Source organism: Nostoc sp. (genome assembly GCF_036916735.1).
Taxonomy (GTDB): domain Bacteria; phylum Cyanobacteriota; class Cyanobacteriia; order Cyanobacteriales; family Nostocaceae; genus Nostoc.
The window spans coordinates 1-16,132 of the sequence record NZ_JBALFV010000033.1; the positions used below are offsets into that span (position 1 = coordinate 1).

Here is a 16,132-nt window from a genome sequence, read left to right on the forward strand (position 1 = left end):
ATTTATTTTGTTGATGATTCTCGGAATTTTTGCAATAATCTATATCATTTTGAAACCGTCTTCAATTTTTATTAGTAAATAAGATGCGTTTTCCCTGGTCAAAGGTGGGTTGATTAAACCCTTAACAGCGAGCCAGATTCCTGAACAAGTCCGGGTGCAGATACGGATATAGGCGAATCAAACCGCAGTATTGGGCGGAAGCGAATTGGTAAAATAAAAAGAAGCAGTGCGACGAGGAACTAGGTAAATTAAAAAAGGCTGTTTTGCAGCATTAGCTAATACTAAAACTTCGCGTAAGTTTTCGCTGTGAGCAATTATTCCATTTGCATTGTAAGCAATATATTGATTTTTATATAAATCTAATAACATCTGGCGGTTACAATTCAACCACTTGAACATTTCATCTCTTTCGATTTTAGAGGGTGTTGTGTTCATATATTTAATGTTTTCTGTGGATGTGGAATATCTCTGTAACTATTTTTAATTGTCTAGTGCAAGATGTCAGCTACCAAACCTGACTTAAATTCAAAACAAAAGCAGGTAGCAACGGTTCACCACTCAGTGTCTTGGGTTTATCTAATACCTCAATCGTAGTATTAGGACGATAAATAAAAACTTGGCATTGTTTTCTATCAATTAACCAACCAAGTTGCGTCCCATTATCAATATACTCTTGCATCTTATCTTGCCAAATTTGCAAGCGATGCCTACGGCGGTAAACTACGCTCTGGGAAGGCAATTCAATCACAAACTCAGGACAAATCGGGGCAAATTTTTTTCGTAGTTCCACTGGTATCGCCTCCCAGCGATCGCGTTTTATCCACGCTGCATCTGGCGTAGACACGCAGTGGCTTGTCGTCAGACATCGCACTCCACCATTAGGCAAAGTAAACCCACCACTGGAACCAAACACTACACCTGTACCATCTTGCTTTGTCCATACCCACAACTGCCCAACTAAGTTAAAGTTGCGTTCATCAGTTTCGGAACCAGTAGGGGGCATAATCACTAATTCTCCACCAGCATTACGTTCAATGCGAAAATCACCGTTTAGTTAACAAAACTCGTAAAACTGATCTTCGGTTAGTGCGATCGCAGGTTGCAATTGCAAGACGATTGGTATAATTTCCGCGGGTACAGGTAAATCGGTGGTCATAATTGCTTTTTGGTTACTTCACCTGTCTTCACCATATCTCTTGGTGAAAATTTTAAGAGTGGTAATTAATTTTAAATTCCTTCACAAACACTTTTGAGCATCTGCCGTAACCAAAGATTTGCCTGATCCTGATCTGTAAGTTTGCTCCAGAGCATGGAAATCATCCACGGTTCAGTTTGCACAGGAAGTTCAAAAATTTCTAATGTGTCTTGACATGCAAACGGTTTCGTCAGCCGTGATGGAATGGCAGTAACTAGGTCGCTGGATGAAATGACTGCTGGCAATATTAGTAAGTGAGGAGTTGTCAACACGACTCGACGCTGGAGGTTGGATTGAGCAAGCACTTTGTCTAGTTCACCAACGTCATCCCGTCGGAGAGTGAAAAGTGCATGGGGAAGTTGAGCAAAAGTTTCTGATGTGAGAGTCTCTTTGGTAATGATAGGATGTCCACGACGACAGATGCCTACAAAGTGTTCTGGAAATAATGGAATTTGTATTGTTTGTTTCGGCGGATCTTGGAAGACACCCAAAGCAACGTCAATCTCTCGTTTTTCTAAAAGTTCTCCAACATAGCTTTTATCAAAGCCAATCAGGCGAAAATCAATGCCTGGTGCAGTCTGACGACAAACTTCCAAAAGCTTGGGCACAACGACGTAGCTGGTGTAGTCTGAACTGCCAATTGCAAAGGTGTGTTTACAAGTAACTGGGTCAAAGGTTTGACTTGATTCTAGCGTCTCTCGGATCTGCTGTAGGGCGACTGAGATATTGGGGGCAATTTTCATCGCTCTTGCCGTAGGCTGCATTTCTCTGCCGATACGGATAAATAACTCATCCTGAAATAGCGATCGCAATCTTCCAAGTGCTGCACTCATTGCTGGTTGGCCCAGATACAAGCGTTGGGCAGATGCCGTAACACTCCGTTCTTCAAAAAGCACTTCAAAGGCAACAAGAAGGTTCAGGTCAACAGAGGACAAATCTATTAATGCCATTGATTTAATATATTGCTGCAATCAATTTGATTAATTTATATTACCTCAGTACAGTAAGATTAAAAGCAGTTTGAAGGTCATAAAAATGACAACTCAAAAAAGGATTGCTGTAGTAACAGGCAGTAATCGAGGGCTAGGATATGCAATTTCCCGTCAATTATCCCAAATTGGCAACCGCGTAATTCTCACGAGTCGTAATCAAACAGATGGTCTTACTGCTAAACAGCAGCTTACTAATCAAGGGCTTGATGTTGACTATCACACGCTGGATGTCACCAATGATGGAAGTGTGCAACAGTTTACCGAGTGGCTGCGTGAAACTTACGGCAAAGTAGATATTCTGGTCAATAATGCAGGCGTAAATCCCACAACTAAGCCGGAGGAATCCAGCTTACTAACTGTGCAACTGGAAACGATGCAATCAACATTTGACACCAATGTTCTAGCGGTACTCAGAATTTCTCAAGCATTAATTCCGTTGATGAAAGTGCAAAACTACGGTCGCATTGTCAATATCTCAACGGAAATGGCTTCTCTGGTATCAGTTCCTACTGATTACTACCCTTTAGCACCCTCCTATCGACTCTCGAAGGTGGGAGTAAATGGACTAACCGTGATTCTCGCCAAGGAACTTCAAGGTACTAATATTCTCGTAAATGCCTATTCTCCAGGTTGGATGAAGACAGATATGGGGGGAGATAATGCCCCGTTCACGCCAGAAGAAGGAGCTGAAACTGCTGTCTATTTAGCAACACTTCCTGATGGAGGAGCACAAGGAATGTTTTTTGCAGAGATGCGAAAGTTTGGTGGCCCCATTCAAGTACAATGGTAGGTTAATATGGCAAATTCCGCAGGTTTACCGCCTATTTACGCTTCTGGCACTCAATATTTGACAGCAGATTCCTATCGCAGGTTGCAATTGCAAGACCATTGGTATAATTTCTGTGGCTATAGGTAAGTTAATAGTCATAATTCATATTTTGGAGCTTCACCTGTCTTTAGGATATATCTTGGCAAAATTTTAGGGGTGGTTACCAAACCACCCCTTGATTCCCCCGATATTTAGAATTTACTTGCAGCCCCTTTTTAGGAAGTTAATTTATTCAGAAATATTAATCAAACTTTCAACTTGAGAATTAGCCAATGTTGGTGTAGAGAAAATCTGCGAGTATAAACTTGACGGTTGTTGATGAGCAACGACTGGTAGAACTTGACGAGCATGAGCAGCTAATTCAACTGCTTTCACATCATAAGTCTGCGTTGCTAATTTGGGATAGAAACCAATTCCGATGATAGAAAGCAGTAAACAAGCGGTAATAAATATTTCGCGGGGTTTGACATCAGATATTACAGCATCCAAGTGTAACTCTTGACTTTGCTCACCATAGAACACTTGACGCAGCATCGACAGTAAATAAATCGGTGTCAAAATCACGCCAACCGCAGACAGCAGCACGACTACAACTTTGAAGCTGGAACTGTAAACATCAGTGGTGGCGATACCCAGAAATACCATCAACTCACCCACAAAACCACTCATTCCTGGTAAAGCGAGAGAAGCCATTGAACCAATGGTAAATAGGGCAAAGGTTTTGGGCATTACCTTGGCCATACCGCCCATTTTATCCATCATCAAGGTGTGGGTGCGATCGTAAGTCACGCCAGACAAAAAGAACAAGCTAGCAGCAATCAAGCCGTGAGAAACCATCTGTAGCACTGCACCACTGATACCTAGTTCTGTGTAAGAGGCAATCCCAATCAGCACAAATCCCATGTGGGCAATTGAAGAGTAAGCCAAGCGGCGTTTGAGATTGGTTTGAGCAAAGGCACAGCAAGCACCGTAAACAATGTTCACTACACCCAAAATCGCTAACACTGGCGCAAAAGTCACATGAGCATTGGGCAACATTTCCACATTAAAGCGGATCAAAGCATAACCACCCATTTTTAACAACACACCAGCCAAAATCATTGAACCGGGTGCTGATGCTTCACCGTGAGCATCAGGTAGCCAAGTGTGTAATGGGAAAATCGGTAATTTCACACCGAAGGCAATTAAAAAACCTGCATAAACTAATAATTCCAAGGTTTTAGGGTATTCTTTCATTCCTAGAGTCGCCATGTCGAAGGTGACGGTATCTCCAGAGAAAACAAGTGCAAAACCGGCAATCAAGATAAATATTGATGCGGCGGCGGTGTAAAGAATGAATTTGGTAGCCGCATAACGGCGGTTTTGTCCTCCCCAAATGGAAATCAGCAGGTAAACCGGCACTAACTCGATTTCCCACATCAGAAAGAACAGCAGCAAATCTTGAGCAACAAATACGCCAATCTGGGCGCTGTACATCGCTAACATCAAACCATAAAATAATCGCGGCTTGGTGGTAACTTTCCAAGCCGCGAATATTGCGAGGGTATTTATTAAGCCTGTTAAAAGCAGCAAGGGCATCGATAAACCATCAACCCCCACAGCCCAATGCAAACTTAACTGCGGTATCCAAGGATAGTTTTCAACAAATTGGAGTGTTAAACTTTGGAAGTCGTACTTATACCAAAAGGCATAAATCATCAGTGCAAAGTCAGCAAAAGCAACTCCCAGACCATACCAACGCACAGTTCTACCTTCTTTGTCTGGGATTAAGGGGATGGCTAAGGCAGCCACCAAGGGTAAAAGGATTATGGCTGTTAGCCAGGGAAATTCAATAGCATTCATCACTTCTGACAATTAATTTGCCTTTTTGCTTTTGGTTTCATTATATTAAGGAATCTGTATTTTTGTAAATTTTCTTTAACCCTATAATATTAAGTTTTTGACCTAGACAGGAATATATACTCATCTAATTTCAAATTTTTAGGATAAAGTAAGAATAAATACTTATCGGATTTTGTCGATTCCATTCTAAATGTAAAGTTTTACAACGTCAATAAAAAACGATGACTAACGATGGCTATAGCTGCCGCTACAATATCGTTGCATTTTCTAATTAAGCCAAATTTTCAAGGCTATTTGTCAATAAATACTTTGTCGCTTACAGTTGGCGCTTTAGCGCTAAAGCGCCAACTACGAACTTTAATTTATGACGGTTCTCACTTCGGTGCAATACAGTCTGAACCTCACCTTGTATTTGCTAGCGCAAACACTCCTCTCTGCTTAACAAGGCTATTCATTACCCGGATCTTTCTTAACATTGCAGTAAGTCAGACTCAGAGGGGATGACAGAATTAAACCAATTTGCAATCGGATTATCAGTGAGACGCTAAAAGCGTTAAGCGTTGGCGCAGCCTCTCGTAGAGAAGCTATGCCAAAGGCTTTACGCCGCACTACACTAACGCAATTAGACGAAATATAGCAGAATACTTGCGAATATTAACTGAAGAATGTCACCATGAGTCTGCCTGAGCTGAATCAAAGTTAAAACTTATTTTACCTTGCAAAAATTTTATGGCTAGAGGATTGAGAGTTAGTATGCTGCTATTAGCAGTTCTGGGAAATCTGGCATGGTCATTTAGTGCCAAGGCAAATTTTAACGGCAAACTCACCGTAGAAATTGATGGCTTAAAAAATAAACAAGGACAAGTCTGTGTCAGTATATTTGCTAGTAGTGAAGGATTTCCTAACGATGGCGATCGCAGCTTACAAAAGCAGTGTACCAAGATTACTAGCATTCCCTTACCCATTACCTTTGAAAACTTGAAAGCAGGTAGTTACGCCGTTGCTGTCTTCCACGATCAAAATAATGACGGCATTCTCAATAGCAATGTTTTAGGTATACCAAGCGAAGGCTTTGGATTTTCCACCAACCCAGAAATTCGCACAAGAGCAGCCAAATTTAGCGAAGCAGCATTTTTGGTGGTAGGCCCAAACACTAACATCCAAATCCAATTGAAATATTTTTAGGTTTATTCTCGTGAATCGTCGTGTGAATCTTCTGTTAGACTTTGTTCTTCCGGCAAACCACGCATTCGATTCATCTGAGTTAAAGCATATCGTGCTGTTGCTTGCACCTCAGCATCTGGGTCTTCTAGTGCATGATGCAACATCTGACTCATTTGACCCATCATGTCATAAACGCGCGTCAAGTCACGGATCGCATTTTGCCGCACTTGTGGACTTTCATCTTGCAGTGAAATTGCTAGGCCACGGTTCATCGGTTTGAGCGTGCGGATGCCAATTTCTGCCAAAGCTGCCAAAATTAAGCTGCTTTCTTGAGAATCGGCATCAATCATTAAGTCAACCAGATGCTGAATTGCCCGCGAATCTCCCTGCTGACCCAAATCCCAAATAGCCTTGCGCCGCTTCGTTGGGTCAGAACTGCGTAGGTCTTGAATTAATTCGTCAACAATATTGAGTTTAGCTAGCCGGGAAGTTTTTTCTGGTAATAGTAATTTTGTGGCGATTGGTGGCGTATCTGTTTGTCGATTAGTTACAGTCTCTGGAGAGGGTAATATCATTAAGTTTTTGCTAGCTTCACTCAAACTTTTAGTCTCTGATATTTCGGATTGCACTTGTTTGCCCTGACGAAACGACTTCAGCAGGTAAACAAGTGCGCCAATACTTCCTAGAACTCCGATGGAAAATATTAACCACCAGACAAAACCTCTCTCCCTTGGCTGGGGTGTTGTAATTGCTTTGGAAGTCGCACCAGAGGCAATAATTGGAGAGGTAGCAATCTGATTTTTGGCTACCATTACTGCTTCCAGTTTCCCCCTAGTCTCTAGACCAGCAAGGCCATCTACTTTTAAACCCTTTGCTTTCTGAAATTTAGTTACAGCGATTTCCGTACTGGTGTTGTACTCTCCATCTACCACGCCACTGTAGTATCCCAACTGCTTTAATTGGGTTTGTAATCTCTGCACATCTAATTTTCGACTACCATATCTCAAAACAGTCGGACTAGCAGCTACTGTCGAACTAGCTTGTGCAAGTTCTAAAATTTCAGGTACTAGGTTAGGTGTTGCTGTGCTTGCACGATTTGGGTAAAAACCCACGCAAGTAAAACAGGTAAATATCAAAATTGAGGAACGGCATAGCCTCATATTGCAAGTTTCAGCCTGAAGGTGCTTTTGAAGTATTCGATACCACAATACATTCAAGATTAGCAAATTACCAAATGTTAACTGTGATTTTTTTATTGGGCATTTGTACTGAGCCTTCGCAAGTGTGTCTCGTAGAGAAGTCAAAGTATTGGGTATTGGGAAAGAGGAGGCAGGATAGCGCAGCGTAAAGCCTTCTCTACGAGAGGCAACGCCTTCGGCATGGCTTCTCTACAAAACGCTACGCGAACGCTTAGAGCGGGTCCGCGAGCGTCGGCAGAAGTTCTTTAATGCGTGAATTTTGAATTGATTTCTCCCTGATCTCCCAACTGAATTACGAATTACCAGTTAGGGTAAAATTTCTCGTTCAGATTCTCTTACTCCAAAAGTTATAGGGTTTAATTTTTTAGCAGATGCTTCTAAAACTGGTTGCTGTATATTAGCTATCTCACCGACAGTAACTGTGTCGTTTTGAGCTGCTAAAGTATCACGTTGGTTAATCAGATAGATGCTGATTAAAGTTAGGAAAACACCGACCCACTGCAACGGACTGAGGACTTCTGAGAGGAAGAGATTGCCGAATAGTAGTGCAAAGACGGGTGTAAGGAAGGTGAGGGAACTAAGACTGGTGAGACTGCCACTAAAGGCAAAGTAGAAGAATAACCCGTAGGCGATCGCACTGCCAAATACAGTAGCATAACCCAAAGCCACTAAATCAGATGCTCCTAGATTCTCCCACTGCTGGGATTCGACAACTGATGAAACTCCCCATAGTGGCAATCCACCCAAAATCATGTGCCATCCTGTAGCAGTTACTGGGTCAGAATGTCGGCAAACAAACCGAATCAACACTGTTCCCACTGCCATTGATAGCGCTGCTAACAGCATCAACCACTCGCCACTAGCAAACAAATTTTGCCAATTATCAATTGTAATATTTGCGCCTGAGTCGAGAAAATGTAAAATCCACTCATCAGGTAAGCCGATTAAAGTAATACCTGTGACACCCAAGCCTAGCCCCAGCCATCCCCAAAAACCAATGTGTTCTTGAAATAGCCACAACGATAGCAAAGCCACAGCCAAAGGTTGCGAGTCAATCATTACAGACCCTAACCCTGCACTGGTTCTAACTAATCCCTCTGCCAAAAAGCCTTGAAACAGCGTCCCATCTACGAGGGCAAATAAGGCAATCCACAGCCATGCAGCCCAACCCTTCGGCTGGGGTTTACCCATGAATACTGCTGCAATCAGAATTAACATCCCTGCTGGTATCAGACGCACTCCTGCCATAAATAGCGGTGTGGTATGGGGTATTACTCCTTTCATGGCTACCATTGCCGTCCCCCATAGGAAAAAGGGGGCAATTAAGAGAAGAGGGGCGAAAGGAAGTTTAGATGCACTGAGTTTCAGTTGCATGGGTTTGCTGATGCCTTTATTTAACAAGCGCAAAAATTGCTTTACCCAATTTTACCGAAAAATTGGGATTGGTTGAGTCGAGAGGGGATATTATTCCCCGCCCCTTCCAATTAAATCTGGACGTGCAGGTTTCCCTACATCCGGCTTCTGATGTTCTTATCTTTCGCTTTTGCTCATGTGGGTATAATTGTGGCAGCTTTGATGAACCGCTAGAAGGTTATTTCTCTTCCAGTTATTGTGATTTTCATCGATATGCTCATGATAAAGAAGAAATACTACGCGAGCGCGAGGTAGTCATTTCTTGTCTAGACTGCTTTTCTAAAAGAGCATTGACCGGGAAACGGGTAAATGTGCCACTAAAAAGGACAAGCCGTGTCAATTTGAATCGGCTGCAATCACTAAACACTCATTTTCAACCCTGGTAAGCATATCGTAAAAAGCAGGAGTATAGCTACCATCTTTATCAACAACCTTACGAAGAGTATACTCACCAGCCTTAGAAAGTCCGCCTAACCAAACGTTCTTTCTGTGCCAAATATCTCCATTGAGATAATTTTTGTCTTGGGACATCGTAAAACTTACAATCGATGTTGAAATTGGTATTCCCAACAAAAAAGGTATGATTTGGGCTTCCTGCAAAGTTTCATCTTTAAACTGAATTTTGTAAGTTAGCTCAAACCATTGAACTAAACGTAGTAATATCCAGCCAGCAATCGAGTTATGAAAAGTCCACTGCAACGGTGCAAAGACTGGTAAGACCAAAGCTCTGTTGTGTGTATCCCATTCTAAATTGTACATAGTGATGCAAGTATCTGGCAGTGGATTACCATCCATAAAAAACACACCCTTAAGGACAGATGGTAAGTTTGTTTCTTTGATTGGAATCATCCAGGTTGCAATATTATTAAGTTGCTTTTTCTCGATTAATTCAACCATACTAATTTATCATTATAATTTTTAATTAAGATACAACCAAAAAATAAAATAATTAGAGAGTTATAAAATAATTTATAAAAATTTGGCGAGACATGAAAAAGATATAAAACCTCCTAAATTAAATTTTGTAAGCGTGACTTTTAACTTTTTATTCACCCTTTGTTAATGGTTTAGAAGAGAACAAAAAATATTTGATACTTTTCAAACATTCTCTAACTCTAAACTCTTGACTTCAACACTCACAGTCGTTTAGCAAAACCTTGTAGCACTAAATTATTAGGAGTAACGGCAGTAACTTTTTCAAAATCCCACTTGACTTCTGTAATTGAGTCCCATTGATAATTCTTGAACAGATGTAAACAGAAAATCTTGATAAAGCCAATTGATAAGGATTTACCAGGACAGGCTCGCTCATGTCCTTCGCCGTTCCAAGATAAGATATCTGAAAAATTCCGTGTTAGGTCAAAATCATCTGGATTTTGGTATCTGTTGACATCCCGATTAGCCGTAAGAATAGAGCCAAGCAAGCGAGTACCTTTTTGGAATGGACATTTTTGTTCTCCAATCTCAACTTCACCCGCTTCAGTGGTGAGTTGACTAACAAATCGCACAGGTGGATAGAGACGAGCCGTTTCTAGAATTACTTGGTTGAGAAGTGTTGAACGTTCTAGAGAGTCTGGGTCTAAACTTTCCTTACCATTCCAGACTGTATTCACTTCTGACAATACATCATTTCTGAGGCTATTATCCAAGCAGAGAACGCCAATAACTGATCCTAAAAGCGCACTTGTGCCAGCAGTCCCAGCGATGTGAATCATATCGAAAAGAGTATTAACGATTTGGTGTTCATTCAACTGATACTGAGTGCCTGTTTCCAAGTAAGATGTCCATAAGGCCGATTGTTTATATCGCTTGGTTAAATATTGACGATGCCGAATTTTTGGCGCTGTTAATATTGCTAGTAGATACTTGCTGATAAAATTAGGCAAGGATGCGAGAACCAAACCTTTAATGTAACTATTGGATGCTGTGATTTCTCCCTCAGATAAAGATATCTGAAAAACCAGTTGGTGCAAAATCGACAGCATGATCTTTGGCAAATCGTTGCCAATGTGTAATTTACCTTGTTTAGCAGCTTCTAACAGGCTTTGCTCAACTAAATCCCCTAAAAAGTCTATTTTTCGAGACGGTTCCGGTAAGGCTTGTAAAATTACAGTACGCAGTCCTGTGTGTTCGTTCCCGTTCGTTCCCAAGCTCAGAGGATTATCGAGCAGGTAGCTATGAGCTAATATTCTGATGATGCCTAAATCGTTTCCCCGCAGTTGTGGTTGGGTTTGCATTAGTTCTCTCACCTGGGAGTGAGAAGAATGCATAATTGCTTGGTCTACTGCAAAATACTTGTCTCCAATATTGTCCTTACGGATGTAGAGAAAGTCTCGCCATGCGTTGAGCATGATTGAGGCATCCATGTAATAAAAAATCAAGCGTAGAAACTTGCCGATCGCAGTTTCATAACCTACTTTGGCTAGTATCGGTGCAAGCCAAAGCTGGCGTTCGTGACCTTTGAGAACTTTATCTTTAAGTGTCATAATATTTACTGTCATTTGTTAATTGTCATTTGTTATTGGTTATTAATTCTTCTCCTTAATCTCCTCTAGTTCTTTTGTTTTCTACCAGACGCAGCGCCTAGTTTGCTTCCCTGCAAGGGTACAATTTGGAATTCTGAATATTGAACAAAGTTTCGGGGTTTAATTTCTCTGCCTAACCACGAAAGCAGGTTTTTTGTCAGGGTTAAATCCCCGTTAAAAACGTAATTACGTTAGTGACGTAGGAGCGTCATTGCGAACTTGTACTGAGCGTAGCCGTAAAGCCTGCGGCATAGCTACGCTTAGGGCGTAGCCTCTCGTAGAGAAGTATTGCGAATTGATTTCTCTCTCAGTTCCCAATTCAGATATTGATGCTCTGAGGAATTTTAGAAGGAAGTAGATATTCATAGGGTGGACGGTGCAAATTACGTTGCTTGATAGTATCTTCTACCTGCTGAAGATGACTTTGGAATGCCTGTAATAATGGTTTTACATTTTGATCTGTAAAGTATCCTTGCTGATACTCGCCCAGCTTATTGTAGTACACAGACCCCAACAAGCTGAGTAGGTTGTATTGCCGTTGCGCCTGATCTAAAGGGGGGAGTAAATTAAGATAGTCTTGCTCAGTAACTTCTCTGTTAAGAGTTGAGGCTGGTAGATAACCTGCCATTGGTATAGCTGGGGCGTAACCCATAAAATCTTTTTGCGGAAAGTTAACCGCAGCATGTTGAGCGCTGGCAGTGAAAATAATCAGCGTAGTGGCATCAATCAAGTAATTGAGTGTTTTGATGCTCCCATCTTCGCCAAAATCGGGGATGCGACCACCATCATAAGCTGAGATTTCGGTTGCCCATGCTTGTAGGGCTGTGTCTTGATGAATGTCTTTATCGGTAGTGTAGTAAAGGTTTAGGTAGTCCCCAACCCATTGATGAATAGCATCCCATATTAATAATGCATCATCCCGGTAAGGATAAACAGGTAAGAGATTGGGATCATCCACACCGCGTTGTTGGAATTGCTTAGGTAAGATAGCATTGTTAAAACCATAGCTTTGCAACCCCAGCACTACTAAAACACGAGAGTTGTCGATTGATGATGAGAGTAATCTATCGACACCACCGTCTGGAGCAATGAGAATACGTTGGGCGGCATCGTTAATTGCTAAGGTACTGTCAAAATGCGGGCGCAGCAGAATTCTGAGAGGATGGGTAAGTGGCAGTTGTCGAGCAGTTGCGATCGCAAAAACACCAATTAACAGGTGAGTTCTTGCTAGGTGAGTAACAGCTTCGTGGATGTTGGCATCTGCTATTTGGACAACTGTTTTGGCAAAAAGCCAAGCGTATTTACCAGAGTTAGGGGTAACAATTGGATAATCTGGGCCTGGGGTTTGACCGCATTGAATAGCTACCGGACGTAATAGCTGGGTGGGATCTGAGCCTTTAGGTAAGGCAAACAGTGCTAGGGGAGCGTAGACATATTTTTGCTCATCTGGATATGTACCGTTAATCGCGCCAGATAAAATTTTATAGTCTGCTAAGTAGAGCCTTCCTTCAAGTCCTGCTGCTACTAATGAATCGTCACTTCCCATTACTGCTTGGTAATGTTCGTCTGTGACTGGGAAGCGATCGCCTAGACTAGTTACTCGCTCAATCATCACGGGATTGTAGCCAGCTACTCGCATGTAAGCAAATACTTCATCTTCTTGGTAAGTTTTAGCGATCGCTGGTAGACTAATTACCGAAAACAAATTTTCGTAGTCTTTGAGACTGGTCGCATGTCCTGTAGGCTGTCCTTCATATAAAAGGTTAATTACCCTATTTAGAGCATCTCTAAGGATCACGAGTCCGTTTTCTTTCAAAATAGAATAAAATAGATCGTCGAGTTCTCTAAAATCCTTAGATATCCATCTGAGCCAAAACTGAGGAATAATTTGCAGAATTCTTGCCAAAATACTAATTCGGGCTGGTAGTGCTCCCTTAAGCAAGGCTTCTAAAATAAATCTTTCGACATCATCACGAATCGATTTAGAACCTTGATTACCTCTGTTAACAATCAAGGTATTGACAAAAAGAACTCGTAACTGCTGGGCTAATAAAAAATACCAGTTAGTAGTGAACTCTTCCGCAATAGAAAGCTGATCCACCATTGCAATAGATGGAATATGGATGTAGTTATATTGATACTCTTGCCTAGCTATATCTAAAGTATGAGTACTTGATGAACTGATTGAATTATCTGGTGATGAAGCAGTCATTGACTCTACTCATGTTTAGTATGAAGAAATTTAACAGTTTTGGATAAACAGCTTTGAGTTACCTAAATGTTTTATCGCAATCAAGTTGAAAATTGTGATTTTTTTAAAGAAATTTTATAGAATTTATCAATTTCTCAACCAGGCACTAAACCTTTAGAAATCTTATAAGTAATTTTTAGCGAGATAAATGATACTCGCCAAGATTTATAACCAATTCTCAAAGAACACTTTCGTACTGAAATAATGTGCTTTAGTTTACATTTTAATCACTGAGACGATTAGACCCTTTGCCATCTACATAATTAACTTCTCCAGTTGGTGATACATAAATATGATACCCATTATATTGGTAGAGCTACTATTGACGATAATAGCAAAGTCACGGTATTCATAACTGAAGCCTGGATTAATGATGACTTCCAGGCTTCGGTTATGGATTACGATCAATCCTAAATTGTTAGCACGGTTAAAATGCAACAGTACATACTTTATTTACAACTTATTTAGGATTGCTATAGGAGTATTAAGTTTTAAGAGAGTGTCGATTATCGTTCTTGTTCAGTCGGGCGGATCAAGATTTCGTTGACGTTAACGTGTGGAGGCTGTGTGACGGCATAGACGATCGCATTGGCAATGTCTTCACTTTCCAGATTTTTGACCGAACCATAAAAGTTATTCGCCTGCTCTTTTGCAGTGGAATCTGTAATGTGCTGTGTTAGCTCTGTTGCCACTAACCCTGGTTCAATAATCGTGACACGGATGTTGTTTTGATAGACCTCTTTGCGAAGTGCTTCACTAAACGCACCAACCGCCCATTTGCTGGCGTTGTAAACACCGCTTCCGGCGTTTGCAACTCGACCTGCTACTGATGAAATGTTGACGATGTGCCCAGCATTTTGTGCCTTCATCAATGGTAAAACTTTGTGAGTGGCATACATCAATCCCAATACGTTGAGATTGATCATGCGTCGCCAGTCTTCTGTATCTGCACCGTCAATCACACCTAACAGCATCACCCCTGCATTGTTGATGAGAATATCAACTCTGCCAAATTTTGCATGAGTTTTGTTTACTAATGCTTCTATCTGCACTTCATCTGAAACATCAGCAGTAATAGATAGGGCTTTTCCACCAGTGCTAGTAATACGATCTTCTAGAGCAAGTATGCGATCGCTTCGACGGGCAGCAATCACTACTGTAGCACCAACTGATGCCAGCGCTAGTGCTGTCGCCTCGCCAATACCAGACGATGCCCCTGTGATAATTGCTACCTTATCAGTTAACTTACCAGCCATTGTTAGCTTCTCCGTTGTTGTTTGTTTTTTCGTTTTTTACGTAAAAGTAAATTGACCAAAGAATAATTTGGATACAGAGCAACTAAATTCATTTAAAGTGGTTCAAAAAATTGCTGGATAGCTGCTTATTTAGTCCTTCGATTTAACATCTATTGTATCTGCAATTCCTACTGGCTCTATCAGCTTTTCTTCCGGCGTAAACTCATCAATAAATGTAATTATCACTGCTGCCGCAGGCACTGCAAGCAGCACACCAATAAATCCAAATAGTTTACCCATTACCAAAAATGTCACAATCACCATAACTGGATGGATATTAACTTGTTGACCCATCACCACTGGCTGAACAACATGGGCATCTATTTGATTCATTACAAAGAAAAGTATCACCACAAATACTAGTTTTATTGGTGAAATACTCAATGCTATTAATGCTGGTAAAAAAGCACCAATAATCGAACCAAAGTAAGGAATTATTTCAAATAAACCTGCAATAATCCCAAATGGTAGGGGTGACGGAATCCCTAAAATCAAAAGTCCAAATGTTGCTCCAACACCCAAAAATATCATCGCTATTCCTGTCCCAAAAATCCAGCCTCGCAATCTTGTTTCACAAGCCTTAAGGATTCGTTGAAACCGTTGATGATGTCGCCTTGGTACTAATCTTAAAATCCCTTTCACTAATGAATTAGGATCGTAAGCCATATAAAGTGCTAAAATTAACGTCGCTACTAACTCAACGGTTAAACTTAAAGCTTCACCTAAGAAAACTGGTACTCCCCCTAGTAACTGGTCGGCCAAATTTCGTAATTGTATTAGTGCTTGGGAAATGTCAGGAATAAAAGTGAATTTCTGACGCAATTGCTCAACATCTCCTGTCAATCTATTGAGATAAGTTGGTAATGTTTTGATTAATTTTTGAGATTCAAATGTCACACTAGGTAAAACTACAGTAGCTAATATTACAACAAATCCGATAATTAATCCAATTAGTAGCAAAACAGCAACATCCTGTGATTTGACTAACTTTTGCAAAAATCGTAATAGAGTTCGCAAAATTAAAGCAATCAATGCTGCAACAACTAAAAGTTCTAAGACTGGTAAAAGTTGATATAAAATGTAAAGCGCCGCAGCCAACATTACTGCCAATGGCGCACCACGAACTAACTGCGACCATCCATTCTCTGTATCTCTGGGATTCGCCATTACTATTACTTGTTCTTCTGTTTGAATTTTCCAAATTTAGTGCCTGGGATGGCGCAGATTTTTTTGAAAAGTAGCTGTAAATCTAATTACCACCAGTCTAATTTTTCTCTCGTGTTTGTGCCCATATAGTTAAATCAGTTTTAAGTTGTTCAAATATTTTACTCTTATCTAAAGTTTTATTCTATTTACCCTCAAAGAGGTCTAGACTTCGCTTTACTACAAGTACACCTAATTTGAATTTAGATGACGACTACAAAAAG

Annotated in this window: 13 protein-coding genes and 1 pseudogene; 2 read left to right on the forward strand and 12 right to left on the reverse strand. The window is 40.9% G+C overall.

All coding sequences use genetic code 11. From position 1 onward, the window contains the following. Positions 1-177: 177 nt before the first annotated feature. From V7L20_RS08070 to V7L20_RS08080, 3 genes are all read right to left on the reverse strand, one after another. Positions 178-435 carry a DUF5678 domain-containing protein gene (locus V7L20_RS08070; RefSeq protein WP_334743571.1) on the reverse strand — a complete coding sequence of 86 codons (258 nt, stop codon included), beginning with the start codon at positions 433-435 and terminating at the stop codon, positions 178-180. A gap of 70 nt (positions 436-505) precedes the next feature. Further along, positions 506-1,036 carry a Uma2 family endonuclease gene (locus tag V7L20_RS08075; RefSeq protein ID WP_442943514.1) on the reverse strand — a complete coding sequence of 177 codons (531 nt, stop codon included), beginning with the start codon at positions 1,034-1,036 and terminating at the stop codon, positions 506-508. Between the two features lie 191 nt (positions 1,037-1,227). Then, the gene (locus V7L20_RS08080; RefSeq protein WP_334743572.1) at positions 1,228-2,145 is read right to left on the reverse strand and encodes a LysR family transcriptional regulator; all 918 of its coding nucleotides are present in this window, start codon (positions 2,143-2,145) and stop codon (positions 1,228-1,230) included. An 85-nt stretch (positions 2,146-2,230) separates the two neighbouring features. On the opposite strand from V7L20_RS08080, the gene V7L20_RS08085 reads away from it, so the two are divergent. Next, positions 2,231-2,977: an SDR family oxidoreductase gene (locus tag V7L20_RS08085; RefSeq protein WP_334743573.1), complete on the forward strand. Its 747-nt coding sequence runs from the start codon at positions 2,231-2,233 to the stop codon at positions 2,975-2,977. A gap of 267 nt (positions 2,978-3,244) precedes the next feature. Here V7L20_RS08085 and V7L20_RS08090 read toward each other — a convergent pair whose 3' ends face one another. Next, positions 3,245-4,858: an NAD(P)H-quinone oxidoreductase subunit 4 gene (locus tag V7L20_RS08090; RefSeq protein ID WP_334743574.1), complete on the reverse strand. Its 1,614-nt coding sequence runs from the start codon at positions 4,856-4,858 to the stop codon at positions 3,245-3,247. 729 nt (positions 4,859-5,587) lie between these two features. Between V7L20_RS08090 and V7L20_RS08095 the strand changes: the two genes are divergently transcribed. Further along, entirely contained in the window at positions 5,588-6,043 is a 456-nt protein-coding gene (locus tag V7L20_RS08095; RefSeq protein WP_334743575.1) for a DUF2141 domain-containing protein, read from the forward strand. A 2-nt stretch (positions 6,044-6,045) separates the two neighbouring features. On the opposite strand, the gene V7L20_RS08100 is transcribed toward V7L20_RS08095, so the two are convergent. The 8 genes and pseudogenes from V7L20_RS08100 to V7L20_RS08130 form a co-directional block, all read right to left on the reverse strand. Next, a complete protein-coding gene (locus tag V7L20_RS08100; protein ID WP_334743576.1) occupies positions 6,046-7,182 on the reverse strand; it encodes a peptidoglycan-binding protein in 1,137 nt (378 codons plus the stop codon). A gap of 345 nt (positions 7,183-7,527) precedes the next feature. Further along, a complete protein-coding gene (locus V7L20_RS08105; protein ID WP_334743577.1) occupies positions 7,528-8,595 on the reverse strand; it encodes a DMT family transporter in 1,068 nt (355 codons plus the stop codon). Between the two features lie 156 nt (positions 8,596-8,751). Then, a pseudogene (locus V7L20_RS32550) lies at positions 8,752-8,850 on the reverse strand (group II intron reverse transcriptase); the annotation flags it as partial. A 120-nt stretch (positions 8,851-8,970) separates the two neighbouring features. After that, on the reverse strand, positions 8,971-9,531 hold the full coding sequence (locus tag V7L20_RS08110; RefSeq protein ID WP_334743578.1) for a hypothetical protein: 561 nt from the start codon (positions 9,529-9,531) through the stop codon (positions 8,971-8,973). Positions 9,532-9,770: 239 nt separating this feature from the next. After that, a complete protein-coding gene (locus V7L20_RS08115) occupies positions 9,771-11,135 on the reverse strand; it encodes a cytochrome P450 (RefSeq protein ID WP_334743579.1) in 1,365 nt (454 codons plus the stop codon). Positions 11,136-11,478: 343 nt separating this feature from the next. Then, positions 11,479-13,371 carry a lipoxygenase family protein gene (locus V7L20_RS08120; RefSeq protein ID WP_334743580.1) on the reverse strand — a complete coding sequence of 631 codons (1,893 nt, stop codon included), beginning with the start codon at positions 13,369-13,371 and terminating at the stop codon, positions 11,479-11,481. Between the two features lie 545 nt (positions 13,372-13,916). Then, a complete protein-coding gene (locus V7L20_RS08125; RefSeq protein ID WP_334743581.1) occupies positions 13,917-14,666 on the reverse strand; it encodes an SDR family NAD(P)-dependent oxidoreductase in 750 nt (249 codons plus the stop codon). Positions 14,667-14,795: 129 nt separating this feature from the next. Further along, a complete protein-coding gene (locus V7L20_RS08130; protein WP_334743582.1) occupies positions 14,796-15,872 on the reverse strand; it encodes an AI-2E family transporter in 1,077 nt (358 codons plus the stop codon). Between the last annotated feature and the right edge of the window lie 260 nt (positions 15,873-16,132).